Here is a 25,800-nt window from a genome sequence, read left to right as displayed (position 1 = left end):
AACGGCAATCCGGATGGCATGTCTCGATATCGCAGTGGTTCCAACTCGGCAGGAACGGTCATAGCGGTCGTCGCGGACGTCATGGCCGTCATCCTCGGGCTCTGGATCCTCATGTACCTGCTGGACGCCAACCGGGGCAACGACCTCGTCCAGTTCGTCCACCACGCCGCCAACTGGCTGGCCGGCTGGTCCCGTGACCTCTTCACGTTCGACGAGGCATGGGCGCGGGTCGTGGCCGGATACGGTCTGGCAGCGGTGGTGTACCTGTTCGTCGGCCATGCCATCGCGAACCGCGTCCACCGCCACTGAGTTTCCCTCAGTCCCTCGGGCTCCTCAGGCCTACGGCCCGTGGGTTCTCACCAAGTAGCGTCAGTCCTCGGCGAGCCCCCACGGTCCGCCGAGGACCCGGGCTCTCAGGCGCAGCACTCCGCTTCGAGCCCGAAGGGCAGTTGCTCCCCGCTGAACACGTCGCAGGTGGCCTCATGACCGCCGAGGGCCGCGACGGCGAGCAGCAGCGACCCCGCCGTCCACGTGGTCAGCTCCCGGGGCCAGATCGCCTGGTCGTCGAACACGAACCCGGTCCAGTACAGCCCGGACTCCGCGTCCCGGAGGTGCTGGATCGCCTGCAAGATCTCCAGCGCCCGGTCGGACTCGCCCATCACCCACAGGGCCAGGGCGAGTTCGGCCGACTCGCCGCCCGTCACCCACGGGTTGGGCGCCACACAGCGGACGCCCAGTCCCGGGACGACGAACCGCTCCCAGTCCGACTCGATACGGGACTTGGCCTCCGCGCCGGTCAACGCGCCGCCCAGGACGGGGTAGTACCAGTCCATCGAGTAGCGGTCCTTGTCGAGGAACCGCTCCGGGTGCCGTCGTATGGCGTGCCGTAGCGCGCCCGCCGCCAACTCCCAGTCCGGCTGGGCCTCTTCGCGCTGTTCGGCGATGGCCAGCGCGCAGCGCAGCGCCTGGTGGATCGAGGAGGAGCCGGTGAGCAGCGCCTCGGCGGTCGGCGTGCCGTCGTCCTCACGCCGCCAGCCGATCTGACCACCCGGCTGCTGCAGCCGCAGCACGTACTCGATCGCCGCGTAGACGCTCGGCCACATGCGGTCGAGGAAGGTGTCGTCGCCGGTGGAGAGGTAGTGGTGCCAGACGCCGACGGCTATGTACGCGACGAAGTTGGTCTCGCGCGCCCGGTCGGTGACGTCGCCGAAGTCGCCGTCCCGGTACGCCGCGAACCAGGAGCCGTCCTCGTTCTGGTGCCGGGCCAGCCAGTCGTAGGCGCGCTCGGCGGCCTCATGCTCGCCGGCCGCGTCCAGCGCCATGGCGGCCTCGGTGTGGTCCCACGGGTCGAGGTGGTGTCCGCGGAACCACGGGATCGCGCCGTCCTCCCGCTGCACGGCGAGGATGCCGGCCACGGTCGCGGCGGCCTCCTCCGCGGTGAGGACCCCGGGCAGGACGAGGTGTTCTGTCCGGGGCGTCGTCACGTGGCGGCCGCCTCGGAGAGCGTGGGCAGGTGCGGCTTGGTCGCGTACGCCACGAAGCTCTTGCCGATGAGCGGATTCAGCGCCTGCTCGGCGACCCGGGTGGCCAGCGGCTTCTTCATGATGTCCCAGACCAGCAGCTTGTGGTACGCCCGCACCGGCAGCGCCTTGTCGTTGTCGACGCCGAACGCGCACTTCAGCCACCAGTAGGGCGAGTGCAGCGCGTGGGCGTGGTGGGTGCCGTACGGCTTGAGGCCGGCCTCGCGGATCTTGCCGAGCAGTTCGTCCGCCCGGTAGATGCGGATGTGGCCGCCCTCGACCTCGTGGTAGGCGTCGGAGAGGGTCCAGCAGACCTTCTCGGGGCCGTAGCGCGGGACGGTGATCGCGATGCGGCCGCCGGGCCTGAGCACGCGCACCATCTCCGCGAGGACGCCCTTGTCGTCCGGTATGTGCTCCATGACCTCGGAGATGATGACGACGTCGAAGGACTCGTCGGGGAAGGGCAGGGCGAGCGCGTCGCCCTCCATGGCGGTCGCGGTCGCGCCCTCAGGCGCCTCCCCGGCCTCCTTCATCGCCGCGAACCACTTGGCGACCTCGCGGATCTCCTCGGCGTTCTGGTCGAGCGCCACGACCTGCGCGCCGCGCCGGTAGCACTCGAAGGCGTGCCGGCCCGCCCCGCAGCCGAGATCCAGGACTCGGTCGCCCGGGGCGAGCGGGAACCGGGAGAAGTCGACGGTCAGCACGTGGCCCTGCTTTCGCGATCGGATGCTTCGGATACGTCGGCGGCGGCGACCACGCCGGTGGCCTGCGCGTCGACGGCCTCGGGGTCGGAGGGGGCGGCGGGAGCGGCGGAAGGACCGCCGGCGGCCGCCGCCTCGACGGCCGGGAGACCCGCCGGGGCCGCGGAAGCCCGGGCACGGCCGCCCTCGGCGCTCGCCGCGGAGGCCCGGGCGCGGTCGCGTTCGCCGTCGGCGATCGCCTCGCGGTAGCGGGCCACGGTCCCCTCGGCGGCCCGCGCCCAGGTGAACCGCTCCAGCACCCGCTGCCGTCCGGCCGCGCCGAGCCGTGCCCGCAGTCCGGGGTCGCCGAACAGCCGGCTCAGGCCCGCGGCGAGCGCGCCCGCGTCGCCGGGCGGCACGGCCAGGCAGGTCTCCCCGTCGCGTCCGGCGACCTCCGGGATCGCTCCGCCGGTCGTGGCGAGCAGCGGGGTGCCGGTGGCCATGGCCTCGGCGGCCGGCAGGGAGAAGCCCTCGTACAGCGACGGCACGCAGGCGACCTCCGCCGAGCGCACCAGGTCGACCAGTTCGGCGTCGGAGATGCCCTTGACGAACTCGACGGCCCCTTCGAGGCCGTACCGCTCGATCGACTGGGCGACCGGCCCCTCCTGCGGGCGCTTGCCGACGACGACGAGGTGGGCGTGCGGGTGCTCGGTGCGCACCTTCGCCAGCGCGTCGACGAGGTGGACCAGGCCCTTGAGCGGGACGTCCGCGCTGGACGTCGTCACGATCCGGCCGGGTATCCGCGCGACGGCGGGATTCGGCGAGAACAGGTCGGTGTCGGCGCCGATGTGGACGACGTGGATGCGGTCGTCCCGGACGCCGAGGTGGTCGACGATCTCCTGGCGCGAGGTGCCGGAGACGGTGAGCACGGAGGGCAGCCGCCGGGCGACGCGCTTCTGCATGGCGGTGAACCCGTACCAGCGGCGCACGGAGTACCGCCGCCCCCACCCCTCGGCCGCGTCCAGCTCCAACTGCCGGTCGACGGTGATGGGGTGGTGGATGGTCGTGACCAGGGGCGCGCCGACATCGCCCAACAGGCCGTAGCCCAGGGTCTGGTTGTCGTGCACGACGTCGAACTCGCCGCGGCGGGCGCGCAGATGGCGGCGGGCGCGCAGCGAGAAGGTCAGGGGCTCGGGGAAGCCGCCGGTCCACATCGTCGCCACTTCGAGGGCGTCGATCCAGTCGCGGTACTCGCCGCGCCCGGGAGTGCGGAAGGGATCCGGCTGGCGGTAGAGGTCGAGGCTGGGCAGCTCGGTGAGGGAGAGCCGGTCCTCGTGCCCCGGGTCCAGGACCGGGTAGGGCTGCGAACCGATGACCTCGACCCGGTGTCCGAGGCGGGCGAGTTCGCGGGAGAGATGCCGGACGTAGACGCCCTGGCCCCCGCAGAACGGGTTTCCCTTATAGGTGAGGAGCGCGATCTTGAGCGGTCGCCCGCCGTCAGCGGCAACGTCATGCCGAGACCCTGCCTGACTGGCCTCAGCGGTCACTCCGGGCCCCCTTCTGCCTGCATTGTCCCGCGAGACTACGTCGGGACGCTAATCTAGAACAAGTTTCAGACTTGATCGTTCGGGAGGCTCTGAATCTACCGGCAGGTACGAGCGCTGTGAGCAGTGGATCAGGTGATTCACGCCACCACCGATCACCTGCCGAGCCGTATGATCACCGCCCCTCACCGACTGTCACCACGACTGTCACGGAACGGACCGGAACGGGACCCATGTCTGCGGAAGCCACCCCTCAGCGCCCCGCGCACTCCGCCCTCACCGAGCGGCAGGAGGCGCGCCGCCGCCGCATCCTGCACGCGAGCGCGCAGTTGGCCAGCCGAGGTGGTTTCGACGCGGTGCAGATGCGGGAGGTCGCGGAGTCCTCGCAGGTCGCCCTCGGCACGCTGTACCGCTACTTCCCCTCCAAGGTGCATCTGCTGGTGGCCACCATGCAGGACCAGTTGGAGCACATGCACGGCACGTTGCGGAAGAAGCCGCCGACGGGCGAACGGGCCGCGGAGCGGGTCGCCGAGACCCTGATGCGCGCGTTCCGCGCCCTGCAGCGCGAGCCGCACCTGGCCGACGCGATGGTCCGCGCGCTGACCTTCGCCGACCGCAGCGTCTCGCCGGAGGTCGACCAGGTGTCCCGCCAGACGACGGCGATCATCCTGGACTCGATGGGCCTGACCGATCCCACCCCCGAGCAGCTCTCCGCGGTCCGCGTCATCGAGCACACCTGGCACTCGGCGCTCATCACCTGGCTGTCGGGCCGGGCGTCCATCGCGCAGGTGCGGATCGACATCGAGACGGTGTGCCGGCTGATCGACGTGACCGACCCGGGGGCCGCCCGGGCCGCCGGGACCGCCGGATCCGCCACCGGGACCGGGACCGGGCCCCCGAGACAGGCGCAGGCCTGACAGGCTCCGGCAGCCCTGGGAACCCCGGCAGCCCCAGCAGTCCTGGGAGTCCGAGGGAGCCGTCGCGGTCACCCTCGACCGCGACCGCGACCGGGCCCCGGCCTCTGCCTCCGCCTCCCGCTCACTCCTCCGGAGGGAACACGGGCTCGCCGTTCCCCGCCAGGGTGATCATGATCGCCTCCACCGGACAGCTCTCCGCCGCCGCCAGCACCCGCTCGTTGGCGTCCGTGTCCGGGTCGGACGGATGGGACTGACGTGCCGTGTCCAGCCGGAAGCCGTCGGGCGCGTGATGGACGCACTGGGCGGAACCGATGCACAGGGACCGGTCCACCTCGACATGCCACCGGTCCCCCGTCCCCGTGCCCGGACGCTGCGGCGCGGGAGGCGCTCCCACCTCGCTCACCCCTCCCAGCCCGCCGGCAGGTGGATCATCTTGTGTTCCAGATACTCGCCGAAGCCCTCGGGCCCGAACTCCCGCCCCAGCCCCGAGTTCTTGTAGCCGCCGAACGGACCGAGCATGTCGAGGCTGAAGGTGTTCACGGAGTACGTCCCGGTGCGGACCCGGCGCGCGACGTCGATGCCGTGCCCGACGTCGGCCGTCCAGACGCTGCCGCTGAGCCCGTAGTCCGAGTCGTTCGCGATCTTCAGCGCCTCGTCCTCGTCGCCGTAGGGCAGCAGGCAGATCACCGGGCCGAAGATCTCCTCCCGGGCGATCCGCATGGAGTTGTCCACGTCGCCGAAGAGGGTCGGCTCGACGTACCAGCCGCGTTCCAGCCCCGCCGGACGGCCGCCGCCGGTGAGGATCTTCGCGCCCTCCTCCTGCCCGATGCGGATGTAGTCGAGGTTGCGGCGCTGCTGCCGCTCGGCCACCAGCGGGCCGATCTGGGTCGCCGGGTCCAGCGGGTCGCCGACCACCAGCGCGTCGGCCGCCGCGGTGAAGGCGTCCGCGAACTCGTCGTAGCGCGAGCGCGGGAGCAGGATGCGGGTCTGGGCGACACAGGCCTGGCCGTTGTTCATCCAGGCGGCCGCCGCGATCCCGGGGACGGCGGTGGCGATGTCGGCGTCCGGCAGCACGACCGCCGCCGACTTCCCGCCCAGCTCCAGGGTGACCCGGGTGAGGTTGCGGGACGCCACCTCCATGACCCGCTTGCCGGCCGCGACCGAGCCCGTGAAGGCGACCTTGTCGACGCCCGGGTGCCCGACCAGGTACTCGCTCACCTCCCGGTCCGCCGGGAGGACCGACAGCACGCCCTCCGGCAGCCCGGCCTCCCGCGCGATGTCCGCGAGGACGTAGGCGTCCAGCGGCGACTCCGGGGACGGCTTGAGGAGCGCCGTGCAGCCGGTGAGCAGCGCGGGGGCGAGCTTGGCGGCGGCGACGAACTGCGGGACGTTCCAGGGGACGACCGCCGCGACCACGCCCACCGGCTCGCGCCGCACGAGGATCCTGCCGAGCGCGCCGTCGCGCCGCTCCTCGTAGGTGAAGCCCCGGGCGACGGTGATCGCCGCGTCCCACACCATCGCCGCGCCGAGGGCCTGCGCGAGGACGCTCCAGGAGTACGGGGAACCGTTCTCGGAGGAGATCACCCGGGCGAGTTCCTCGTGACGCGCGAGGATCCCGTCCTTGATCCGGCCGACCACCTCGATCCGCTCGTCGAGGGACAGCCGGGGCCAGGGCCCCTCGTCGAAAGCCTGCCGGGCGACGGCCACGGCCCGGTCCACGTCGGCCGGCGAGGCGTGCGGCACCCGCCCGATGACCTCCTCCGTGTGCGGCGAGATCACCTCGATGACGGCGTCGCCCAGCGGGTCGGTCAACTCGCCGCCGATGAACAGCTTTCCGTGTTCCACGAGCTCAGCCATGGCCACTGCCTTCATTTTCTGACGGTGTTTCAGAAACTGATACCAGTTCTCGTTAACGTAGTCCACGGAGACGACGAGAATGCCCCCTGACCAGCGGTTTCCCGACGATCAGGGGTGGGGACGAAACCCGTGGGCCGTCAGGGGGCCCGATCCTCTACAACTCGATCTACCGCTTCGACGGCGATGTGCTGGTGAACCCGCACGTGCTCGGAGCTCCCGCCGGGCAGAACCCGGTACTGCACTTCCGCTACATCCCCGGCGCCCGCACGTTCCGGCACTACATGCGGAGCTTCGACTACACGTGGGAGCGGGGGTGGCCCGCGTAGTCCAGCTGCGGGCCCGTCGTGCGAGTGCGAGGTTGGAGTCATGGAGGAGGGGGCGCCGCCGCCGACTGCGGGTCCGTAGGTGGCGTGCCTGGGAAGCTCCCATCCCGTCCACCGCCGACCCAGGCAGAGCCGAGCAGACGCGGCCCAGGGCGTCAACGTCGTTCGTACAGTGGCGCGCTCCACCTTGACGCCCTGAACCAAGCCCGCTTCGACGGTGTGTGGGTCGACGGCGGACAGGATGGGAGCTGAGGAGGGTGGTGGAGGTCGGGCGGCAGGCGACCTGTGATCGCTCGCCAGCTGACGCTAGGGTGCCGCTTGAGGGGGCGGCATGGCAGACAAGCGCAGTCGGTGGAATCACCCTCACGGGCACTTGGTGCTCGTGATACCGCTCTTCATCTTCCTGATCACGGAAGACGAAGCGGTCATGCGATGCGTGGAGGCCGGGGCGCTCGTACTCAACACTTTCCGTTACGGGCGTGACTGGGCAGCATGGACCCGCGTGAAGGCCGCCGCTCCTGAGCCGTAGATCACAGCAGAGGGCGCGTGGTGGAGCCGTGCCCCTGGCGTGCCCTTTCGTTCATACCGGATGGTCAGGCGGCGGTAGCCGAAGAGCCAAGCGATCGACCGCTCGATCTTCCAGCGGTGCCGACCAAGGCGTTCGCCGGACTCGATGCCTGGCCGCGCGATGCGCGCTACGAGCCCACGCTCGAGCAGCCAGCTGAGGTGTTCGGTAGAGAAGTACGCCTTGTCCGCACGGAGTTTGATGGGTTGGCGCCGCCGTGGTCCCCGGCGGGACCGTACGGCGGGGATGCCGAGGATGAGCGGCTTCAGGGCGAGACTGTCGCGCATGTTCGCACCTGACACGGCGACGGCAAGCGGGATGCCCTGGGCATCGGACAGCACGTGCAGCTTGCTGCCCTTCTTGCCGCGATCGACCGGGTTCGGCCCCGTCAGCGATCCCCCTTTTGGCGCGAACGGAGGCCGCGTCGACTATCGCCGAGGTCCAGTCCACCTCGCCCCGGACCCCGAGTTCGTCCAGCACCGCCCGATGCAGCCGACGCCCCACGCCGACCTCGGTCCATACGGTGAAGCGGCGATGTGCGGTGGCGGAGGACGTGCCGAACGTCGGCGGCAGATGCCGCCAGGCACAGCCGCTGGTCAGCACGTACACCACTGCGGTGAACACGGCCCGCTCGTCACGCGGAGCGGTCCCGCCACCTTGCGGTCGAGCGCGAACGACGGCAGTAACGGGGCGACCAGCTCCCAGAGTTCATCAGGAACCAGACGCTTCGACAGATCAGCACTCACGGCCGGCACCATGCCGCTCGAACATCAAATCACGTGGGACAGCCTTCTATGCCTTGACTGATGCGGCCGATCTGGCGGCCTGCTCGATCTTCGCGCAGTAGGCGGTGCGGGCGTCCTCATCGATCTGCATCTCGTGTTCGGGGCGCATCCCGGTTCGGCCGTCCACGCCTTCGCGCAGGATGTCGGCGTGCCCGGCATGCCGGTTGGTCTCGCCGAGGACGTGGACCAGGATGGCGAACAGGTTCGTGTTGAGATAAGGCTCCGGCCACCACGGCACGTGGCCCGGGGCATCGAGGGCAAGCTCGTCGATCGTCGCGTCTGAGTGTTCCCACGTGCGCCGGTAGAACCCGATGATCTGATCGCGCGCCTCGTCCTCAGCCGCCCACAGATCGCTGCCGTCGTGGTCCTGCCACCGGGACAGCGGTTCCGGGGACGGCCGGTCGAAGACCTCGCCGAAGTACCTGGCCTCGACACTGGCCAAGTGTTTGACCAGGCCGAGAAGGTTGGTCCCGGTCACTGTCAAAGGTCGGCGGGCGTCGTATTCGGACAGGCCGTCGAGTTTCCAGAGCAGCGCCTTGCGGTCCCGCCGCAGTCTCCCGTGCAGGTTGTCCTTCGCGAATTCATCGGTCATGCGGCATGAGCCTGCCATGGGCTACTCGTGGCTTCAAGATCCCGTACGTAGACCGCAACGACCGGCAGAGCCGAAGCCTGGCCATTGGCACCGCCCCGAGCTACTCAAGAAGCTCGCGGAACTTGCCACGTGAGACAACCTCTAAACCGAAGCGTCTCGCTCTTTCTCTATCTAGCTATGAGTACACGGCGTTTGGCACCTCTTTGCTTAATTGGCGTGCCATAGAAGGAAAAGTGGATGACACTCACGGACTTACGGCAAAGGATGCAGCCGTAATTCTGATCCCTGTAGCATTCGTGGCTTCATTGATCGCGATGGTCGAGGCACCCCCTGGGCCGTCCGAGGCCGACCGACGCTGACAGGTGACGCCCACGGGCGACCACCCCAACCCCGCTCTGGCCTGGGGTCCCGCGGATGATCTGGCCACACTGGACGTGTTATGCCTGCGCCCGGAGAACTAGCGTCGTGAGCCGTTGATTCTTGTATCCAACTGCCCGTGGCTCCAGGTCAATCTCTGGTCGGCAACGGCTCGTGACGGTGCCAGATCAGGTACCGGTCCTCGCGGCGCAACTCTGCGGAACCCCACTCGATCCGCATGACGCCCTTGTCCATGGAGCAGGCATAGGCGACCAGTACGAGCTGCACGTCTTCGGGAAGCAGCTCCAGGTCTGGGTGCACCTCGGAATCATCGAGTTCTCCCCAGTCCAGGTCGAGTGCCTGCTGCCTGGGAGGCGGGCCATGCCGGCGGATGAGGTCTGCTCGGAAGCCTGTGGCCCGACGGAGACGTGCAGCCGTCACGGACACGTCTTTCTTCGCGTAGCGGAGGGGGTAGATCAGGTGGCCGCGGACGAGCATCATCGTTCGCCCTTGCAGGCGCACCGCTTCCCCAAGCCCTGAGATGCCAGCGGCCAGTTCCTCGTATTGCACCGCGTAGAGGCCATGTCCGTAGGCTTCGAGCGTCTGAGTGTGGACGCCCTCGTGCCCGGTCCGAGCACGATCATGAGCCCGTAGAAGGCAGGCCGGGATTACGTCCGCCAGTTCACCGGCTATGTCCCCGAAGGTTTCACGCGCCCATTGACTGGCTGAACCCACGACGTACCGCCCTTCCCTGGTGGTCCTGCAGAACAGCACCGAGCAGCATCCACTTAAACCGTGGTGCGTCCAGGCGGGTCATACAAGGTGGCACCAGCGCACAAGGGGAGCGCACGCCACTCGAGCAGGCTCACTGCACGTATCGCTCGCGCGGAGAAGTCGGCGTCTCCATCAGGAGCACCGCTGCGAGAGCTGGGCCGTCTCTGGGCCGTCCGGCAGTGACCAACGTCGACAAGCGACGACAGGCAGCGCCCACATCAGCGCAGGTCAGCCCAACTCCCCACGGCTTCAGTCGACTTGGGCACCCATTGAAACCAGTTCTCGTTATAGTGGGCAATGGCCGTGTGACGGAGGGCAGATGACGAGCACCCGGAACGGACCCACCACGTACGACCACCGCGGCGGCGTCCGCTCACTGCGGGTGCCCATCCCGGACAACCCGCTCGGCCACACGCTCGTCTACGTCGTCGACACCGACCGCGGGCCGGTGCTCGTCGACACCGGCTGGGACGATCCGGCGTCCTGGGACGCCCTGGCCGCCGGGCTGGGCGCGTGCGGCGTCTCCGTCCCCGAACTGCACGGCGTGGTGATCACCCACCACCATCCCGACCACCACGGCCTGTCCGGCCGGGTACGGGAGGCCTCCGGGGCGTGGGTGGCGATGCACGCGGCGGACGCCGCGATCGTCCGGCGGACCCGCGAGACGCGCCCCGAGCGCTGGTACACGTACATGGCGGCCAAGCTCGCGGCCGCCGGTGCGCCGGAGGAGCACATCGCCCCGCTGCGCAGACCGCCCGCCCACCGCCGGCCCTTCCCGGGCCTGACGCCCGCCCTCCCCGACCGCGAGATCGTCCCCGGCGAACTCCTCGACCTGCCCGGCCGCCGGCTGCGCGCGATCTGGACGCCGGGGCACACTCCCGGCCACGTCTGCCTGCATCTGGAGGAGGACCACCCGGCCGGGCTCCCGGGCCGCGGCCGCCTGTTCTCCGGCGACCATGTGCTGCCCGGCATCACCCCGCACATCGGGCTGTACGAGGACCCCGACGACGCGACGGTGACCGACCCGCTGGGCGACTACCTCGACTCCCTCGAACGCGTCGGCCGCCTCGCCCCCGCCGAGATCCTCCCGGCCCATCAGCACGCCTTCACCGACGCCCCGTCCCGGGTAAGGGAGTTGCTCGCCCACCACGAGGACCGCCTCACCGGGCTCCTCTCCCTCCTCGCCTCCCCCCTCACCCCCTGGCAGCTCGCCGAACGCATGGAGTGGAACCGGCCGTGGGAGGAGATCCCCTACGGGTCGAGGAACATCGCGGTCTCCGAGGCCGAGGCGCATCTGCGGCGACTGGTGAAGCTGGGCCGCGCGGAGGCCGTGACGGGCAGCGACCCGGTGACGTACGCGGCCGCGTGATCCCGGCGGGCCTCGCCCCGGTATCCCGATCGATCCCATCAATCCCATCAATCCCATCGATCCCGTCGATCCGTTCGGCCCCGATCCCAGCGGTCCGGTCGGTCCCGTCGGCCTCATCGACCCTATCGATCCCAGCGGCCCCAGCGGTCCCATCAATCCGATCGCGCTCCGGCGGGCGGGCGCACCTGTTAGACAGCCGCATGGACTCGTCGAACTCGTTGAACTCGTCGAACCCGTCGGACCGCACGCCGGCCGCCATGGACCCCGTCGATCGCCTGCTCGCCGAGCGCGCCTGCGAACGGCTCGTGGTCGACTTCGTCCACCGTCTCGACCTGGGCGAACCGCCCACCGTCGCCGAGTTGTTCACCGAGGACGGCAGCTGGGCGTGGCCGGCCGGCGACCGGCTCGTCGAGGGACGGGCGGCGCTGCGCGAGTACTTCGGCGCGCGTCCCGCGGACCGGCTGTCCCGGCGCCTGATGCACTGCATCCTGGTCACGGTGACCGCGCCGGACGCCGCCTCGGCCGCGTCGTACTTCTCGACGCACCGGGTCGACGGGTACGAGGGCGGCATCGTCCCCGCGGGTCCTCCGGTCCAGGTCGGCCACTACGAGGACACGTTCCGCCGGGTCGGCGGCGCGTGGCTGTTGGAGCGGCGGGTGCTGTTCCTGGCCTTCGGCGGGCCGACGCCTCGCGCGGTGGACCGGCCGACGACCTGACCGGCCCCCCGGATGCGGCCGGCAGCTGAGGCCCGCACGGTGCGGGGCGGCCTGAGCACCGGCGGCAACCGCCCTCGTCCACAGCCGCCCGCGGAGGCCTGCTTACCTGCCGGTAGAGTGGCCGCGTCGTCATCACGCCCGTACTGGGGGAAGCCGGTGCAATTCCGGCGCTGACCCGCAACCGTTGACAGCCGGACCGCCTGGCTCGGGACCGTGACCGGCTCACGTGCGTCGGCAGGTCGGCCGTCGCACGGCACCGTCGAGGCATACGGAGCCGAGCCGCCGGGGTCGCCCCGCGCTGCCCGGCTCCCCCACAGGGAGAGGCATCCGCCGATCATGAACGTCCGCCGTAGCGCCGCGGCCCTGGCCGCCGCCACCGTCGTGCTGGGCGCCGCCGTCCCCGCCGTGGCCGCCACCGCGTCCCCCACCCCGTCGACGGCGAGGCCCGCCGGGCTGTACGGGACCGGCGACCCGACCTACGACGGCGTCTGGCGCCAGTCGCTGGCCCTGCTCGCGCAGCACACCCTGGGCGTCGCCCCGGCCGACGAGGCGGTGACCTGGCTGGCCGGGCAGCAGTGCGCGAACGGCTCCTTCGCCGCCTTCCGCGCCGACACCGCCAAGCCGTGCGACGCCAACCTGACGGTGGACACCAACAGCACGGCGGCGGCCGTCCAGGCGCTGGCCGCGCTCGGCGGGCACCGGGCCGAGACGCAGAAGGCGGTCGACTGGCTGAAGTCGGTGCAGAACGCCGACGGCGGCTGGGGCTACTTCCCCGGCGGGGCCGGCGACGCGAACTCGACGTCCGTCGTGGCCGGGGCGCTCGTGGCGGCCGGACAGCGGCCGGCGGAAGTGCGGAAGGCCGGGAAGTCGCCCTACGACGCCCTTCGCCGGCTCTCCATACCCTGCGGCCGGCCGGGCGGCGGCGCGTTCGCGTACCAGCCGGACAAGAAGGGCGGCCTCGCGGCCAACGCGGACGCGACGGCGGCGGGCGTCCTCGGCGCCCTCGGCAAGGGGTTCGTGACGACGGCCGGGAAGGCGCCGCAGGGCGACCGTGCCTGCGCCGGCTCCTCCGCCTCGCTCACCCCGGAGCAGCTGGCCCGCAACGGCGCGGCCCACCTCGCCGGAGCGGTCGCCGAGGACGGATACCTGAAGTCGGTCCTGCCCGGCGCGTCGGACCAGCCGGACTACGGCAACACCGCCGACGCGGTGGTCGCCCTCGCCGCCCTCGGGTGGACCGAGCAGGCGAAGAAGCCGCTGGCCTGGCTGGAGCGGAACGCCGCGGGCTGGGCGAAGCAGAGCGGTCCCGCCGCCTACGCCCAACTGGTCTTCGCGGCGCACGCCATGGGCGCCGATCCGCACGCCTTCGGCGGCACGGACCTGGTCGCCCAGCTGAACGCGACGGGTCCGGCCCCGCGGGCCGCCGCCCGGGCCGGCGACGCGACCGCCTCGGCGGACCCGGGGAAGGCAGGCGACTCGAAGAAGGCCGACTCCGACGACTCGGGCCCGAGTTACAGCCTCTGGCTGGTCATCGGCGTCTTCCTCGTGGTCGGCGTCGGCATCGGCTTCCTGATCAGCGGCCGCGGCAGGAAGCGCCGGCCGTGACGCACCGGCCCGCCGTACGCACCCCTGCCCGCGTCCCCGCTGACGCCCCCGCCCGTACCCGCGCCCGGGCCCTGGCCGTCGTCCTCACCGCCCTGTCCGCCCTGGCGCTGGCGCTGACCGGCGCGGCGGGCCCGGCCCAGGCCGCCGGGTATCGCTACTGGTCGTTCTGGGACCGCGCCGGCGACCACTGGACCTACGCGTCCCAGGGCCCGTCCACGGCCCGCCCCGCCGACGGGGACGTCGAGGGCTTCCGGTTCGCGGTGAGCGAGGACTCGCAGGACGCGACGCAGCCGCGCGGCGCCGCCTCCTTCGCGGCGATCTGCGCGAAGACGCCCCCGCGGGACGGCACGAAGCGGGTGGCCCTGGTCATCGACTTCGGCACGGCGGCGGACGCCCCGGACGGCCGGACCCCGCCGTCGCCCTCGCCCCGCACGGCGTGCGCCCGGATCGCCCCCGAGGCGACGACGGCCGAGGCGCTCGCTGCGGTCGCCGAGCCGCTGCGCTACGACACCAACGCCCTGCTGTGCGCGATCGCCGGATATCCGGAGAAGGGCTGCGGCGAGCAGGTGTCGACGGACGGCACGCGCACCCCGCGGCCGACGACGGCGCAGGAGACCGGAAACGGGAACAGCGACGCGAACAGCAGCGGGGACGGGAAGGGCGGGGGGCCGTCGGTGGGCCTGTACGCGGGCGGGGCGGCGGTGGCGGTGCTGGGCGCGGCCGCGGTGTGGCAGGCGCGGCGGCGCCGGAATGGCTGACCGCCGCTCCCGGCCGCACCTGCACCCCGGCGCCTGGTGGTTGTGGGCCCTCGGCCTCGGCACGGCCGCCACCCGCACCACCAACCCGCTCCTGCTGGGCCTGCTGCTCACCGCCTCCGCGTACGTGGTCACCGTGTGCCGCCCCGACACCCCCTGGGCCCGTTCCTACTCCGCGTTCCTCAAGCTGGCCCTCGCCGTCCTCGTCGTCCGGCTCGTCTTCGTGGTCGCGCTGGGCTCGCCGATCCCCGGGACGCATGTGCTGATCACGCTGCCCGAGGTCCCGCTGCCGCACTGGGCGCAGGGCATCCGGCTGGGCGGCGCGGTCACGGCCGAGGGCCTGCTCTTCGCGTCGTACGACGGTCTGCGACTGGCCACCCTCCTCGTGTGCGTCGGCGCCGCGAACGCGCTGGCCGCCCCCTCCCGTCTGTTGAAGACGCTCCCGGGCGCCCTGTACGAGACGGGGGTGGCGGTGGTCGTGGCGCTCACCTTCGCCCCGAACCTCATCGCGGACGTCCACCGTCTGCGCGCCGCCCGCCGGCTGCGGGGCCGGCCGGACCGGGGTCTGCGCGGCCTTCTCCAGGTGGGCCTGCCGGTGCTGGAGGGCGCCCTGGAGCGCTCCGTCGCCCTGGCCGCCGCGATGGACGCGCGGGGCTACGGCCGTACCGCCGACGTCCCCGCCGCCGTACGCCGCACGACCGCCGCCCTCACGCTGGGCGGCCTGCTCGGCGTCTGCGCGGGAACCTACGGCCTGCTCACCGCAGCCGGCGGCGTCTACGGCCTGCCGGTGCTGCTCGCCGGGGTGGTCGCGGCGCTCGCCGGGCTGCGGCTGGGCGGTCGCCGCTCTGCGCGCACCCGTTACCGTCCGGACCGCTGGACCCCGCGGGCCTGGCTGACCGCAGCCTCCGGCGTCGCGGTCGCGGCACTGCTCATCATGGCCGCGTCGGCCGACCCGGCGGCCCTGAACCCCGGGGTGGTCCCGTTGACCGCCCCGGCCCTCCCCCTGTGGCCGGCGGCGGCGGTCCTCCTCGCCCTGCTGCCCGCGTTCGTGCACAAGGAGCCGTCGTGATCCGCTTCGAGAACGTCTCCGTGACGTACGACGGCACCGCCGAACCGACGCTCAGAGACGTCGACTTCACCGTCCCCGAGGGCGAACTGGTGCTGCTGGCGGGTCCGTCGGGGGTGGGCAAGTCCACCCTGCTCGGCGCGGTGAGCGGGCTCGTCCCGCACTTCACCGGCGGCCTCCTGCGCGGCCGCGTCACGGTCGCCGGCCGCGACACCCGCACCCACAAGCCGCGGGAGCTCGCCGACGTCGTGGGGACGGTGGGCCAGGACCCACTGTCGCACTTCGTGACGGACACGGTCGAGGAGGAACTCGCCTACGGCATGGAGTCGTTGGGCCTGCCGCCGGCGGTGATGCGCCGCCGTGTCGAGGAGACCCTCGACCTGCTCGGCCTGGCCGGGCTGCGCGACCGTCCCCTCGCCACCCTGTCGGGCGGCCAGCAGCAGCGGGTCGCGATCGGTTCGGTCCTCACTCCGCACCCGCGGGTGCTCGTCCTGGACGAGCCGACGTCGGCGCTCGACCCGGCGGCCGCGGAGGAGGTCCTCGCCGTCCTCCTGCGGCTGGTGCACGACCTCGGGACGACGGTGCTGCTGGCCGAGCACCGCCTGGAACGCGTCCTGCAGTACGCCGACCAGGTCGCGCTGCTGCCCTCCCCCGGGGCGGCCCCGCTGCTCGGGGCCCCGGCGGACGTCATGGCCGTCTCCCCGGTGTTCCCGCCGGTGGTGGACCTGGGCCGGCTCGCAGGCTGGTCCCCGCTGCCGCTGACGGTGCGCGACGCCCGGCGAAGGGCGGCCGACCTGCGGGAACGCCTCGCCGGACGGGAAGCCCGGGGGGTTATCGAAGACCAGCGCGTAACTGAAGCACGGGAAGCCAGGGCCGCAGCTGAGGCGGAGGAAGCGCTCGGGGACCCGCGCGGCGGCTCGCCGGACCACGATCGCCCCGCGCCGGCGCCGGCGTCGGCGGCGTCGTCGGCCCCGGTTCCGGTCCCGGTTGGGGTCCCGGCACCGGGGCCCGCACCCGCCCCGGCCACCCCGGCAGGGCACGCCGGAACACCCGCCCCAGCCACCCCGGCCACCCCAGCAGGGGACGCCGGAACACCCACCCCAGCCACCCCGGCAGGGGACGCCGGAACACCCACCCCAACCGCCCCGGCCACCCCGGCAAGGGACGCCGGAACACCCACCCCGGCCACCCCAGCAGGGGACGCCGGAACACCCGCCCCAACCGCCCCAACCGCCCCAGCCACCCCGGCAGGGGTCGCCGGGACACCCGCTCCGGCGGCCGTCCCCCCAACCCGCCGTCTCTTCCGCCGCCCTCGCTCCGCCCGGGCCGTCGTCTCCGCCGCGGCCTCCCCCACCGTCCTCTCCCCCACCGCCCCCTCCCTCTCCGCGCCGCCCGTCGAGGCCCGGTCGCTCGCCGTCCGGCGCGGGGGCGTCCAGGCCTTGCGTGACGTCGACCTCATCGTCGCGCCCGGTGAGACCGTCGCCCTGATGGGACGCAACGGCGCCGGGAAGTCGACGCTGCTCAACACGTTCGTCGGCCTGGTCGCGCCGTCCGCCGGCGCCGTGCGGGTGGGCGGCGCGGTCCCGCACCGCACCTCGCCGCGCGATCTGGTCCGCCGCGTCGGCCTGGTCCCGCAGGAGCCGCGCGACCTGCTCTACGCCGACACGGTCGCCGCCGAGTGCGCGGCCGCCGACCGGGACGCGCAGGCCGCGCCAGGCGCCTGCCGCGCTCTGGTGTCCGACCTGCTCCCCGGCATCGCGGACGACACCCACCCCCGCGACCTGTCCGAGGGGCAGCGGCTCTCGCTCGCGCTGGCCGTCGTCCTCACCGCCCGGCCGCCGCTGCTCCTGCTCGACGAGCCCACCCGCGGCCTGGACTACGCGGCGAAGGGCCGCCTGGTCGCCGTCCTGCGCGGGCTGGCCGCGGCCGGGCACGCGATCGTGCTGGCCACGCACGACGTGGAACTCGCCGCGGAACTGGCTCATCGGGTGGTGCTGCTGGCGGAGGGCGAGGTGATCGCCGACGGTCCCACGGCGGAGGTGGTGGTCTCGTCCCCGTCCTTCGCCCCGCAGGTGACGAAGATCCTCGCGCCGCAGAAGTGGCTCACCGTCGCGCAGGTGAGGAGGGCGCTGCGATGACGACGCCGCGACCGCGCCGCCGCTTGGCACGACTCGGCCCCCGCCTCCTGTCCCCGGGCCCGCGCCCCCTGCGGCCCGGCCCACGCCCCCTGCGGCCCGGCCCGCGTCCCGTGCGACTCGGCCCCCGCTCGCTGGTCGCGTTGACGCTGGTCAGCGCGGTGGGAGTGATCGCGTTCGGTTGGCCCTTCCTGGCCCCGCCCTCCTCCGCCCTGAACGCCCACGCGCAGGATGCGCCCTGGCTCTTCGCGGGCCTGCTGGTGCTGCTGGTCGCGGTCGTGGCGGCGACGATCTCGGAGTCCGGTCTCGGCGCGAAGGCGGTGGCGATGCTCGGCGTGCTGGCGGCGACGGGCGCGGCGCTGCGTCCGATCGGCGCGGGGACGGCGGGCATCGAGCCCATGTTCTTCCTGATGGTGCTGAGCGGCCGGGTCCTGGGTCCGGGCTTCGGGTTCGTCCTCGGCTCGATCACGATGTTCGCGTCCGCCCTGCTCACGGGCGGGGTCGGCCCGTGGATGCCGTTCCAGATGCTGGCGATGGGCTGGTTCACGATGGGGGCGGGCCTGCTGCCGGGCCCGGAGCGGCTGCGCGGCGGCGCCGAGCGGGCTCTGCTGGCGGGGTACGGCTTCCTGGCCGCCTTCGCCTACGGCACGGCGATGAACATGGCCGGCTGGCCCTTCATGGGCGCGCTGGCCTCGGGGGTGGCCTTCGACCCGGACGGGACGGTCCCGGCGAACCTGGCCCGGTTCGTCGCGTACTGCGCGGCGACGTCGCTGGGCTGGGATCTGGGGCGGGCGCTGGTGACGGTGCTGCTGACGCTCACCCTCGGCCCGGCGGTGCTCAAGGCGCTACGCAGAGCCACGCGGCGGGCGGCCTTCGAGACGGCCGTCACTTTCGAGGCCGCCGAGAGCCCTCCGAAGGACCGTTGATCGGTGAACCACCCCACATGACTCAGATCACCTACTAACCCAACTAGTTGGACAAATAGGACGCCATGCCCATGCCATAACGGCCTCTGACCTGCACATTGAGAGTCAGGTCACACCCTCCACCTTCCCCCCGGGTACGGCCACAACTAGCAAAAGGGGTCTTTACGGACAGGCCCGGAGCCTGTTTCTCTGGATGACGTCGCACGGCGCCGACGAGCCTCACGGCCTCGGCCCCACGGCATGCAAGCCACCACCGCACCTCACGCGGAGCGGCCACGCACCGCGTGACTCCGGCATGCAGGCGACCACAACGTCCCCGAAGAAAAGGTTCTCCGTGTCCGTCTCCGTCATCCGTCGCATCGCCTCCCCGAAGAAGGCCCTCACCGGCATCGCCGTGGCCGCCGCCACCGCGGGCATGGCTCTGTCCGCGGCCCCCGCCCACGCGGCGACGACGTCCACGCCTTCGGCCGCCCAGGCCCAGGCGATCGCGCACAAGATGATCCCGAACGCGGCCCAGTACAACGCCTTCGCCAACATCGTGAAGCACGAGAGCGGCTGGGACGTCGACGCCACCAACGCCTCCTCCGGCGCCTACGGCCTCGTCCAGGCCCTCCCCGGCTCCAAGATGGCCGCGGCCGGCTCCGACTGGAAGACCAACGCCAAGACCCAGATCAAGTGGGGTCTCGACTACATGAACTCCCGTTACGGCAGCCCCGTCGGCGCCTGGAACTTCTGGCAGGCCAACGGCTGGTACTGAGCCGGCCCCGAGCTCAGCGAGCTCCCCGGAACGCGCGTTCAGCGCGCCGTAGGCGGCGGCCCCCGATCCCCGGGGCCGCCGCTTTCGGCGTTTCCTCACCTTGCCGTGCTGCACTGAGCGGATGACCGGCACCGAGCAACCGACCGAGCCGCCGCGGGATCCGGAAGCCCGCGGCCTGCGCCTGGTCCCCGCCCTCCTCGCCCTGACCGCCATGAGCGGTCTGATCGACGCGGTGACCTATCTCGGCCTGGGGCACGTCTTCACCGCCAACATGACCGGCAACGTCGTCGTCCTCGCGTTCGCCGCCGCCGGAGCGCCGGGCTTCTCGGTCCCCCACACGGCGACCTCGCTCGTCTGCTTCCTGATGGGCGCCACGACCGGCGGCCGGGTGACGCGGCACGCGAGAGCGGGCTCGCGCCGCGGCCTGGCCCGGCTGACCCTGGGCGTCGAGGCCCTCCTGCTGGCCGCCGCGGCGGCCGTGGCGTCCGCCACCCCGGACCACGCCCCGGCCGCCGTCTACACGATCATCGCTCTGACCGCCTTCGCGATGGGGCTGCGCAACGCGACGGTCCGCAAGCTGGCGGTCCACGGCCTCACCACGACCACCGTCGTGACAATGACCCTGGCCGGCCTGGCCGCCGAGTCCTGGGCGGGCGACGGCACGCGCCGGCGGTCCCCGCGCCGCACGGCGGCCGTGGCCTCCATGTTCGCGGGCGCGGTCCTGGGCGCGGTGCTGGTCCTCCACCACCATCTGGCGGTTCCCCTGCTGCTGGCGGCGGCGACGCCGGCGGTCCTGGCGTTCACCGCGTCCGGCAGGGACTGACGCGGTCCCCTGCGTTCACGCCGGTCACCCCGTGCCGACCCGCAGCTCCTTCACCCCGTTGATCCAGGCGGACCGCAGCCGGCGCGGGTCCTCGAGAAGCCTCAGGCCGGGCATGGCGTCGGCGATGGCGTTGAAGATGAGGTTGATCTCCAGCACCGCGAGGGACTTCCCCAGACAGAAGTGGGGTCCGCCGCCGCCGAACCCGAGGTGCGGATTGGGGTCCCGGGTGACGTCGAAGGAGTCGGGGTCGTCGAACACCTCGGGATCGCGGTTGGCGGAGGCGTAGAACATCCCGACCCGGTCCCCCTTCCTGATCAGCTTGCCGCCGAGCTCGGTGTCCTGGGTGGCGGTCCGCTGGAAGGCGACCACCGGCGTGGCCCACCGCACGATCTCCTCGGCGGCGGTGCCGGGCCGCTCGCGCTTGTACAGCTCCCACTGCTCGGGATGGGTGAGGAAGGCGTGCATGCCGTGGGTGGTGGCGTTGCGGGTCGTCTCGTTCCCGGCGACGGCGAGCATCAGCACGAAGAAGCCGAACTCGTCGGAGTTGAGATTGCCCTCGTTCTCGGCGGCCACGAGCGTGGAGACGATGTCCTGAGCGGGGCACTGCTTGCGCTCGGCGGCCATGCCCATGGCGTACGCGAGGATCTCGGCGGCGGACTGCCGGCCGACCTCGGGGGCGACTGCGTACTCGGGGTCGTCGTACGCGATCATCTTGTTGGACCAGTCGAAGATCTTGGCGCGATCGTCCTGCGGGACGCCGATCAGCTCCGCGATGGCCTGCAGAGGCAGCTCCGAGGCGACCGACGTCACGAAGTCGAAGGAACCGCCGCCTTCCTCGCGGGCCCGTGCGACGATGGCGGTGGCCCGCGCCCGCAACCGCTCCTCCAGCCCGCGGATCGCCCTCGGCGTGAACCCCCGCTGCACGATCTGCCGCACGCGGGTGTGCTCGGGCGGATCCATGTTCAGCAGGATGAACCGCTGGGCGTCGATCGAGGCGCGCTCGATGTGCTCGTTGAACCGGATGATCGCGGTGTTGAGGTACGACGAGAAGATCTCGGGGTGCGTGGACACGTACCGGACGTCCGCGTGCCGGGTCACGGCCCAGTAGCCGTCGTCCTGGAAGCCGGCGGCATTGCCCGTCTGCGGGATCCAGCGGACGGGTTCGGCCTGCCGCAGCGCGGCGAACTCCGGCAGGGGCACGTGGTGTTGCAGCAGGTCGGGGTCGGTGAAGTCGAACCCGTCGGGAAGCGCTGAACAGGGCATCGGCGGCTCCAGACATCTGACGGGCCATCAGAAATAGATTGCGGTGAAGGTAGTTCAGGAGCCTTGAGCCTGCAAGACCCTTGCGGTGACCCACATCACGTCAGCAGACTGCAGGGAGCAGAACTAGAACACGTACTAGTTCCGAAGGGATCCGCACCCATGGCCGCCGAACCCGTGATCGTGGAAGCAGTCCGCACCCCCATCGGCAAGCGCGGCGGCGCGCTCGCCAACCTGCACCCCGCCTACCTCCTGGGCGAGACCTACCGCGAGCTCCTCGGCCGCACCGGCATCCCGGCCGACGCGGTCGAACAGATCGTCGGCGGCACGGTGACCCACGCCGGCGAGCAGTCCATGAACCCCGCGAGGACGGCCTGGCTGACCGTGGGCCTCCCCTACGAGACGGCGGCGACGACCGTCGACTGCCAGTGCGGCTCCTCCCAGCAGGCCTCGCACATGACGGCGAACATGATCGCGGCGGGCGTCATCGACGTCGGCATCAGCTGCGGCGTCGAGGCGATGAGCCGCGTCCCCCTCGGCTCGGGCTCGAAGCACGGCCCGGGCAAACCGTTCCCGGACGAGTGGAACGTGGACCTCCCCAACCAGTTCGAGGCGGCGGAACGCATCGCCCGCCGCCGCGGCCTGACGCGTGAGGACGTGGACGCCCTCGGCCTCCTCTCCCAGAACCGGGCGGCGACGGCCTGGTCCGAGGAGCGCTTCAAGCGCGAGACGTTCGCGGTCCAGGTCCCCACCACGGAGGACGAGCAGGCGGCGGGCCAGGGCATGTGGCGCCTGGTCGACCGCGACGAGGGCCTGCGCGACACCTCTCCCGAAGCCCTGGCGGGCCTGAAGCCGGTGATGCCGACGGCGATCCACACGGCCGGCAACTCGTCGCAGATCTCGGACGGCGCGGCGGCGATCATGTGGGCGTCGAAGCGGATGGCGAAGGCCCTGAAGCTGAAGCCGAGGGCACGGATCGTGGCCCAGGCCCTGGTGGGCGCGAACCCCCGCTTCCACCTGGACGGCCCGATCGACGCGACACACGCCGTCCTCGGCAAGGCGGGCATGACCCTGAAGGACATCGACCTCGTCGAGATCAACGAGGCATTCGCGTCGGTGGTGCTGAGCTGGACGAAGGTCTTCGAGACGGACCTGTCCAAGGTCAACGTCAACGGCGGCGCGATCGCCCTCGGCCACCCGGTCGGCGCGACGGGGGCCCGCCTGATCACCACGGCCCTCCACGAACTGGAGCGCACCGACAAGGAGTTCGCCCTGATCACCATGTGCGCGGGCGGCGCACTGGCGACGGGCACGATCATCCAGCGGCTGTAGTCCAGCGGAGGAAGGTCGAGAACGCGGCGGGCCCCACGGCGAGGACCGGGCCCGCCGGGTTCTTGGAATCACGGACGGCGATGACGGCGGCGGGAGTCTCGGCGACCTCGACACAATCGCCGCCCTGGTCGCCGCTGTAACTGGACTTACGCCACTGGATCCCCGTCAGAGTCACGTCGTTGCTCCCCATAGCGCTCCTCCATCACTCGCCGGATCAGCTCCGCCGAATCCTTGAGGGAGAGAGCGGCAGCCCGGAGATGATCGTAACGGAGTGAACAGTCCTTGACGGCGTCCGGGTTCGCGCTCGGATAGCCGATGCCATACCCCTCGGTATAGACGATGGCCGGGTCAGCAGTGAAGCGGTAGATGTTGAACGAGCCTTGCGTGCCAGGGTGCGCACCGGCGGCGAACGGCAGCACCTGCACGTTGATCCGGGGATCGCCGTCGAAGGCCAACAAGTGGGCGAGTTGTTCCCGCATGACGGCCGGGCCGCCGATCTCCTGCAGCAGCGCGGCCTCGCTCAACACCAGCCAGAAGACCGGCGGTTCCCCTTTCTTGAGGATGCGCTGACGGGCGAGCCGGACGGCGGTGCGGTCGTCGAGGTGGTCCTTGTAAAGCACCCCCAGGACGGCACGCGCGTAAGCGGGGGCCTGCACCAGCCCATGCACCATGTGGGTCTGAAAGGTGCAGATCTCGACGGCCCGCGCCTCCAACTCGGCGACCTGCCGGAACCAGGCGGGAAGTTGACTGCGAAGGACGAGTTCCACGAGCCGCGAGAACAACCCACCGGTCCCCAGGGCCGCGTCCACCCGCTCGCTGAACTCGGGGGTGGGAACCTTCCTCGCGGTCTCCACCTGCCCAACCAGCGAGCCGGTGTAATTGAGGATGTCCCCGAGCTGCCGCTGTGTGAGCCCGGCCGCTTCCCGCATGCGCCGCAGCTCGAATCCGTAGTAGTCGAGCGGCGAGGCTCCGGGATCAAGGATGTTGATGTGGCTCACGCAGGCCCTCCCACGGCACAACGGGTTGTATTCACAGCGTAGCCGAGCGTAGTCGAGCCAGGTCACCCTCGAACCGTGAACGGATACTTCCCCTCGGTCTACGCGTCCCCGGTCCCCACCCAGTACCGCATGACCCTGACCGTCGACGCCCACTCGGCCCGCCACATCCGCGGGATCGCCCGCCGGCTCCTGGCCTCCTGGGAGCTGGAGGAACTGACGGACACGGTGCAACTGGCGCTGACGGAACTGATCGCCAACGTGGTCCGGCACGCCCCGGACCGTCGCTGCACGCTGCTGCTGCTCAGGCAGACGGCGGGAGTCAGGGCGGAGGTGACGGACGGCTACGGCCGGCTGCTCCCCACTCCGGCGGCCTTGCGGCCGGAGTCGGAGAACGGCCGAGGCCTGCTCCTCCTGGACGCCCTGGTCGACGATTGGGGCGTGACGCCGGCCCCCGAGGGCGGGAAGACGGTGTGGTTCGAGCACGGCGCTCCCCGCACCCAGGACGACATCGGCGCCGCCGGCTCGCAGTGTTAGTCTCGCGCCTTTCGACCGTGAAGGATCCACCGTGACCCTCATACCGGCCTCCGGCCGTGACCGGTTGCCCTCCCTCACCGGGCTTCGGTTCTGGGCGGCCCTGCTCGTCGTGCTGTACCACCTGTCACGGCAGGTCGGGACCGTGCCGGGGGTCAGTGACGCCGTTTGGTACGGGCGTAGCGGGGTCACGTTCTTCTTCGTGCTGTCGGGGGCCGTGCTGGCCTGGACCTATGACGGTTCGGGTGTCGCCGTCCGGGTGTTCCTCTGGCGGCGCTTCGCGCGGATCTGGCCCATGCTCGCCGTCAGCGTCGCGGCGTCCGTCGCGGTGTGGCGGCTCCTCATGGACCAGGCCGTCTCCCTCAAGGCCGTCGCCGCGACTCTGCTGCTGGTGCACGCGTGGTTCCCGCAGCCGGTCATCTTCAAGGGAGGGAACCCGGCCGCCTGGTCGCTCAGTGACGAGGGCTGGTTCTATCTGATCTTTCCCGTGCTGCTGGCGCTGCTCGCGGGGCGGCGGGGCAGGGCGTGGGCGTGGACGGCGGCCGGGGCGGGCTGCGGCGCGGTGCTGCTGTGGGTCGGGCTGTCAGGGCTGCCGCCCGCCACCCGCGCCTGGGCACTCGACTATCTGCCGTTGACCCGTTCACTGCAGTTCGTGCTGGGCGTGGTGACCGGGCTGGCGCTGAAGCGCGGTTGGCGGCCTCCCGTGTCGCTGCCGGTGTCCGTCGGACTCGTCGTCGCCTGGCATCTGGCGCTGATTCCCTGGTCGAACGCGGTGCCGGACTCTGTCTGGTACAGCCCGTACTCCGCCTCGCAGTTGCTGTCCGCGCCGCTTTTCGCGGCGCTGATCGCCGCCGCCGCCCGGGCCGATCTCGACGGCCGGCGGACCGCACTGGGCGGAGCCTGGGCGATCAGGCTGGGGCACTGGTCGTTCGCCTGGTATCTCCTGCACGAGATCGTGCTCCGGATGGCGGTGTTCGAGTGGGGCAAGCCCGCGACCGGGGGCGAGACGCTCGTGTTCTGGGCGGGTGTGCTGATCGTCAGCCAGGCCTTCGCCGCCCTCGCGTACCACTGCGTCGAGCGTCCGGCCGAGCGGCGGCTACGGGGTCTGGTGGTCGCGCCGTCCCGGGACGCCCCGGCACGGCGGCTTCGGACGCCCGCCTGAGCGGCCGCGGCGACCGCCGAACGTCCTCCAGAGGACGACGACCAGCAGGTTCACGCCGATGACCAGGGAGCCCGCGGCGAGCAGCGCGAGGAGGACCAGCGTGGGGTTGACCCAGGCCGGGACGAGGTCGTAGGAAGCGTTGCACCTGTTGTGCAGCGGGAAGACCTGCGAGGGCTCGCGCCAGTGCTCCGCGCGGTAGACGTCGTCGTACTCCTGGCCCTCCCGGAGCGTGCAGGTCTCCGCCACGTCGAGGCCGCCGGACCAGGCTCCCCAGAGCCACGTGACGAACAGCGCCCCGCACGACAGGGCCGAGAGCGTCAGCCAGTGGAACGGCCCCCCTCGCATGAACCTCGCACCGGCGTTCGCGCCCATCCCGTGATTCCCCCATCCCGTGATTCCCCGTGCCGTGGCTCCCCCGTGCCGTGATTCCCCGTGCCGTGGTGCCCCTCCCATG

General features: G+C 71.7%; 27 protein-coding genes, 1 pseudogene and 1 riboswitch. Of the genes and pseudogenes, 15 read left to right on the top strand and 13 right to left on the bottom strand.

The features are described from left to right. The first annotated feature begins 18 nt into the window (after positions 1 to 18). Positions 19 to 309: a hypothetical protein gene (locus tag ACFVYK_RS11280; RefSeq protein WP_057583141.1), complete on the top strand. Its 291-nt coding sequence runs from the start codon at positions 19 to 21 to the stop codon at positions 307 to 309. Positions 310 to 413: 104 nt separating this feature from the next. Here the strand turns inward: ACFVYK_RS11280 and ACFVYK_RS11275 are convergent, their stop codons facing one another. The 3 genes from ACFVYK_RS11275 to ACFVYK_RS11265 are packed head-to-tail and all read right to left on the bottom strand — an operon-like array spanning position 414 to position 3,747. Then, positions 414 to 1,484, bottom strand: a complete 1,071-nt coding sequence (locus tag ACFVYK_RS11275; protein WP_389771566.1) for a prenyltransferase/squalene oxidase repeat-containing protein — start codon at positions 1,482 to 1,484, stop codon at positions 414 to 416. Then, positions 1,481 to 2,224: a class I SAM-dependent methyltransferase gene (locus ACFVYK_RS11270; protein WP_389771563.1), complete on the bottom strand. Its 744-nt coding sequence runs from the start codon at positions 2,222 to 2,224 to the stop codon at positions 1,481 to 1,483. Before ACFVYK_RS11270 ends, ACFVYK_RS11275 begins: the two co-directional genes overlap by 4 nt. Further along, complete coding sequence (locus ACFVYK_RS11265; RefSeq protein ID WP_389771560.1) at positions 2,218 to 3,747, bottom strand: glycosyltransferase family 4 protein; 1,530 nt, start codon at positions 3,745 to 3,747, stop codon at positions 2,218 to 2,220. Before ACFVYK_RS11265 ends, ACFVYK_RS11270 begins: the two co-directional genes overlap by 7 nt. A gap of 230 nt (positions 3,748 to 3,977) precedes the next feature. Here ACFVYK_RS11265 and ACFVYK_RS11260 point away from each other — a divergent pair, with 230 nt between their 5' ends. Next, positions 3,978 to 4,661 carry a TetR family transcriptional regulator gene (locus tag ACFVYK_RS11260; protein WP_389771558.1) on the top strand — a complete coding sequence of 228 codons (684 nt, stop codon included), beginning with the start codon at positions 3,978 to 3,980 and terminating at the stop codon, positions 4,659 to 4,661. A 121-nt stretch (positions 4,662 to 4,782) separates the two neighbouring features. Here ACFVYK_RS11260 and ACFVYK_RS11255 read toward each other — a convergent pair whose 3' ends face one another. Both ACFVYK_RS11255 and ACFVYK_RS11250 read right to left on the bottom strand, forming a co-directional pair. After that, positions 4,783 to 4,992 (bottom strand): ferredoxin, encoded by a 210-nt coding sequence (locus tag ACFVYK_RS11255; RefSeq protein WP_389771555.1) that lies wholly within the window; start codon positions 4,990 to 4,992, stop codon positions 4,783 to 4,785. Positions 4,993 to 5,060: 68 nt separating this feature from the next. Further along, the gene (locus tag ACFVYK_RS11250; protein WP_389771553.1) at positions 5,061 to 6,518 is read right to left on the bottom strand and encodes an aldehyde dehydrogenase; all 1,458 of its coding nucleotides are present in this window, start codon (positions 6,516 to 6,518) and stop codon (positions 5,061 to 5,063) included. A gap of 191 nt (positions 6,519 to 6,709) precedes the next feature. Here ACFVYK_RS11250 and ACFVYK_RS11245 point away from each other — a divergent pair, with 191 nt between their 5' ends. Further along, positions 6,710 to 6,844 (top strand): hypothetical protein, encoded by a 135-nt coding sequence (locus tag ACFVYK_RS11245; RefSeq protein ID WP_389771550.1) that lies wholly within the window; start codon positions 6,710 to 6,712, stop codon positions 6,842 to 6,844. A 468-nt stretch (positions 6,845 to 7,312) separates the two neighbouring features. Here the strand turns inward: ACFVYK_RS11245 and ACFVYK_RS11240 are convergent, their stop codons facing one another. The 4 genes and pseudogenes from ACFVYK_RS11240 to ACFVYK_RS11225 form a co-directional block, all read right to left on the bottom strand. After that, positions 7,313 to 7,798 (bottom strand): transposase, encoded by a 486-nt coding sequence (locus tag ACFVYK_RS11240; protein ID WP_389771599.1) that lies wholly within the window; start codon positions 7,796 to 7,798, stop codon positions 7,313 to 7,315. A gap of 106 nt (positions 7,799 to 7,904) precedes the next feature. After that, positions 7,905 to 8,111, bottom strand: a pseudogene (locus tag ACFVYK_RS11235) (transposase); the annotation flags it as partial. An 87-nt stretch (positions 8,112 to 8,198) separates the two neighbouring features. Then, on the bottom strand, positions 8,199 to 8,783 hold the full coding sequence (locus ACFVYK_RS11230) for a DinB family protein (protein WP_389771547.1): 585 nt from the start codon (positions 8,781 to 8,783) through the stop codon (positions 8,199 to 8,201). 507 nt (positions 8,784 to 9,290) lie between these two features. Further along, positions 9,291 to 9,914, bottom strand: a complete 624-nt coding sequence (locus tag ACFVYK_RS11225; RefSeq protein ID WP_389771545.1) for a hypothetical protein — start codon at positions 9,912 to 9,914, stop codon at positions 9,291 to 9,293. A gap of 319 nt (positions 9,915 to 10,233) precedes the next feature. On the opposite strand from ACFVYK_RS11225, the gene ACFVYK_RS11220 reads away from it, so the two are divergent. From ACFVYK_RS11220 to ACFVYK_RS11180, 9 genes are all read left to right on the top strand, one after another. Then, positions 10,234 to 11,283 carry an MBL fold metallo-hydrolase gene (locus ACFVYK_RS11220; RefSeq protein WP_389771542.1) on the top strand — a complete coding sequence of 350 codons (1,050 nt, stop codon included), beginning with the start codon at positions 10,234 to 10,236 and terminating at the stop codon, positions 11,281 to 11,283. 257 nt (positions 11,284 to 11,540) lie between these two features. Beyond that, entirely contained in the window at positions 11,541 to 11,999 is a 459-nt protein-coding gene (locus ACFVYK_RS11215; protein WP_389771540.1) for a nuclear transport factor 2 family protein, read from the top strand. A 147-nt stretch (positions 12,000 to 12,146) separates the two neighbouring features. Beyond that, positions 12,147 to 12,197: riboswitch (cobalamin riboswitch) on the top strand. 138 nt (positions 12,198 to 12,335) lie between these two features. Then, a complete protein-coding gene (locus ACFVYK_RS11210) occupies positions 12,336 to 13,601 on the top strand; it encodes a prenyltransferase/squalene oxidase repeat-containing protein (RefSeq protein WP_389771537.1) in 1,266 nt (421 codons plus the stop codon). Positions 13,602 to 13,672: 71 nt separating this feature from the next. Next, complete coding sequence (locus ACFVYK_RS11205) at positions 13,673 to 14,359, top strand: SCO2322 family protein (protein WP_389771596.1); 687 nt, start codon at positions 13,673 to 13,675, stop codon at positions 14,357 to 14,359. Further along, positions 14,352 to 15,425 carry a CbiQ family ECF transporter T component gene (locus ACFVYK_RS11200; protein WP_389771534.1) on the top strand — a complete coding sequence of 358 codons (1,074 nt, stop codon included), beginning with the start codon at positions 14,352 to 14,354 and terminating at the stop codon, positions 15,423 to 15,425. Before ACFVYK_RS11205 ends, ACFVYK_RS11200 begins: the two co-directional genes overlap by 8 nt. After that, complete coding sequence (locus ACFVYK_RS11195) at positions 15,422 to 17,560, top strand: ATP-binding cassette domain-containing protein (protein WP_389771532.1); 2,139 nt, start codon at positions 15,422 to 15,424, stop codon at positions 17,558 to 17,560. Before ACFVYK_RS11200 ends, ACFVYK_RS11195 begins: the two co-directional genes overlap by 4 nt. Next, positions 17,557 to 18,483, top strand: a complete 927-nt coding sequence (locus tag ACFVYK_RS11190; protein ID WP_389771529.1) for an ECF transporter S component — start codon at positions 17,557 to 17,559, stop codon at positions 18,481 to 18,483. Before ACFVYK_RS11195 ends, ACFVYK_RS11190 begins: the two co-directional genes overlap by 4 nt. Positions 18,484 to 18,817: 334 nt before the next feature. Continuing rightward, the gene (locus tag ACFVYK_RS11185; protein WP_389771526.1) at positions 18,818 to 19,240 is read left to right on the top strand and encodes a transglycosylase SLT domain-containing protein; all 423 of its coding nucleotides are present in this window, start codon (positions 18,818 to 18,820) and stop codon (positions 19,238 to 19,240) included. A 121-nt stretch (positions 19,241 to 19,361) separates the two neighbouring features. Continuing rightward, positions 19,362 to 20,063 (top strand): YoaK family protein, encoded by a 702-nt coding sequence (locus ACFVYK_RS11180; protein WP_389771523.1) that lies wholly within the window; start codon positions 19,362 to 19,364, stop codon positions 20,061 to 20,063. Between the two features lie 24 nt (positions 20,064 to 20,087). On the opposite strand, the gene ACFVYK_RS11175 is transcribed toward ACFVYK_RS11180, so the two are convergent. Then, positions 20,088 to 21,326, bottom strand: a complete 1,239-nt coding sequence (locus ACFVYK_RS11175) for a cytochrome P450 (protein WP_389771520.1) — start codon at positions 21,324 to 21,326, stop codon at positions 20,088 to 20,090. A gap of 159 nt (positions 21,327 to 21,485) precedes the next feature. Here ACFVYK_RS11175 and ACFVYK_RS11170 point away from each other — a divergent pair, with 159 nt between their 5' ends. Then, positions 21,486 to 22,655, top strand: a complete 1,170-nt coding sequence (locus ACFVYK_RS11170; RefSeq protein ID WP_389771517.1) for a steroid 3-ketoacyl-CoA thiolase — start codon at positions 21,486 to 21,488, stop codon at positions 22,653 to 22,655. On the opposite strand, the gene ACFVYK_RS11165 is transcribed toward ACFVYK_RS11170, so the two are convergent. Next, positions 22,639 to 22,845 carry a DUF397 domain-containing protein gene (locus ACFVYK_RS11165; protein WP_389771514.1) on the bottom strand — a complete coding sequence of 69 codons (207 nt, stop codon included), beginning with the start codon at positions 22,843 to 22,845 and terminating at the stop codon, positions 22,639 to 22,641. The genes ACFVYK_RS11170 and ACFVYK_RS11165 overlap by 17 nt on opposite strands. Beyond that, positions 22,802 to 23,653, bottom strand: a complete 852-nt coding sequence (locus tag ACFVYK_RS11160; RefSeq protein ID WP_389771511.1) for a helix-turn-helix domain-containing protein — start codon at positions 23,651 to 23,653, stop codon at positions 22,802 to 22,804. The genes ACFVYK_RS11165 and ACFVYK_RS11160 overlap by 44 nt, the downstream gene beginning before the upstream one ends. Positions 23,654 to 23,728: 75 nt before the next feature. Here ACFVYK_RS11160 and ACFVYK_RS11155 point away from each other — a divergent pair, with 75 nt between their 5' ends. Further along, the gene (locus ACFVYK_RS11155; RefSeq protein ID WP_389771508.1) at positions 23,729 to 24,187 is read left to right on the top strand and encodes an ATP-binding protein; all 459 of its coding nucleotides are present in this window, start codon (positions 23,729 to 23,731) and stop codon (positions 24,185 to 24,187) included. A 31-nt stretch (positions 24,188 to 24,218) separates the two neighbouring features. Further along, positions 24,219 to 25,346 carry an acyltransferase family protein gene (locus tag ACFVYK_RS11150; protein WP_389771505.1) on the top strand — a complete coding sequence of 376 codons (1,128 nt, stop codon included), beginning with the start codon at positions 24,219 to 24,221 and terminating at the stop codon, positions 25,344 to 25,346. Here the strand turns inward: ACFVYK_RS11150 and ACFVYK_RS11145 are convergent. Beyond that, the gene (locus ACFVYK_RS11145; protein ID WP_389771502.1) at positions 25,281 to 25,691 is read right to left on the bottom strand and encodes a hypothetical protein; all 411 of its coding nucleotides are present in this window, start codon (positions 25,689 to 25,691) and stop codon (positions 25,281 to 25,283) included. The genes ACFVYK_RS11150 and ACFVYK_RS11145 overlap by 66 nt on opposite strands. Positions 25,692 to 25,800 lie beyond the last annotated feature (109 nt).

The sequence above is a fragment of the Streptomyces sp. NPDC058291 genome (genome assembly GCF_042880855.1).
In the GTDB taxonomy this organism is placed as follows: domain Bacteria; phylum Actinomycetota; class Actinomycetes; order Streptomycetales; family Streptomycetaceae; genus Streptomyces.
The sequence above is the reverse complement of the archived record's forward strand: the minus strand, read 5'-3'. Positions and strand labels throughout refer to the sequence as shown.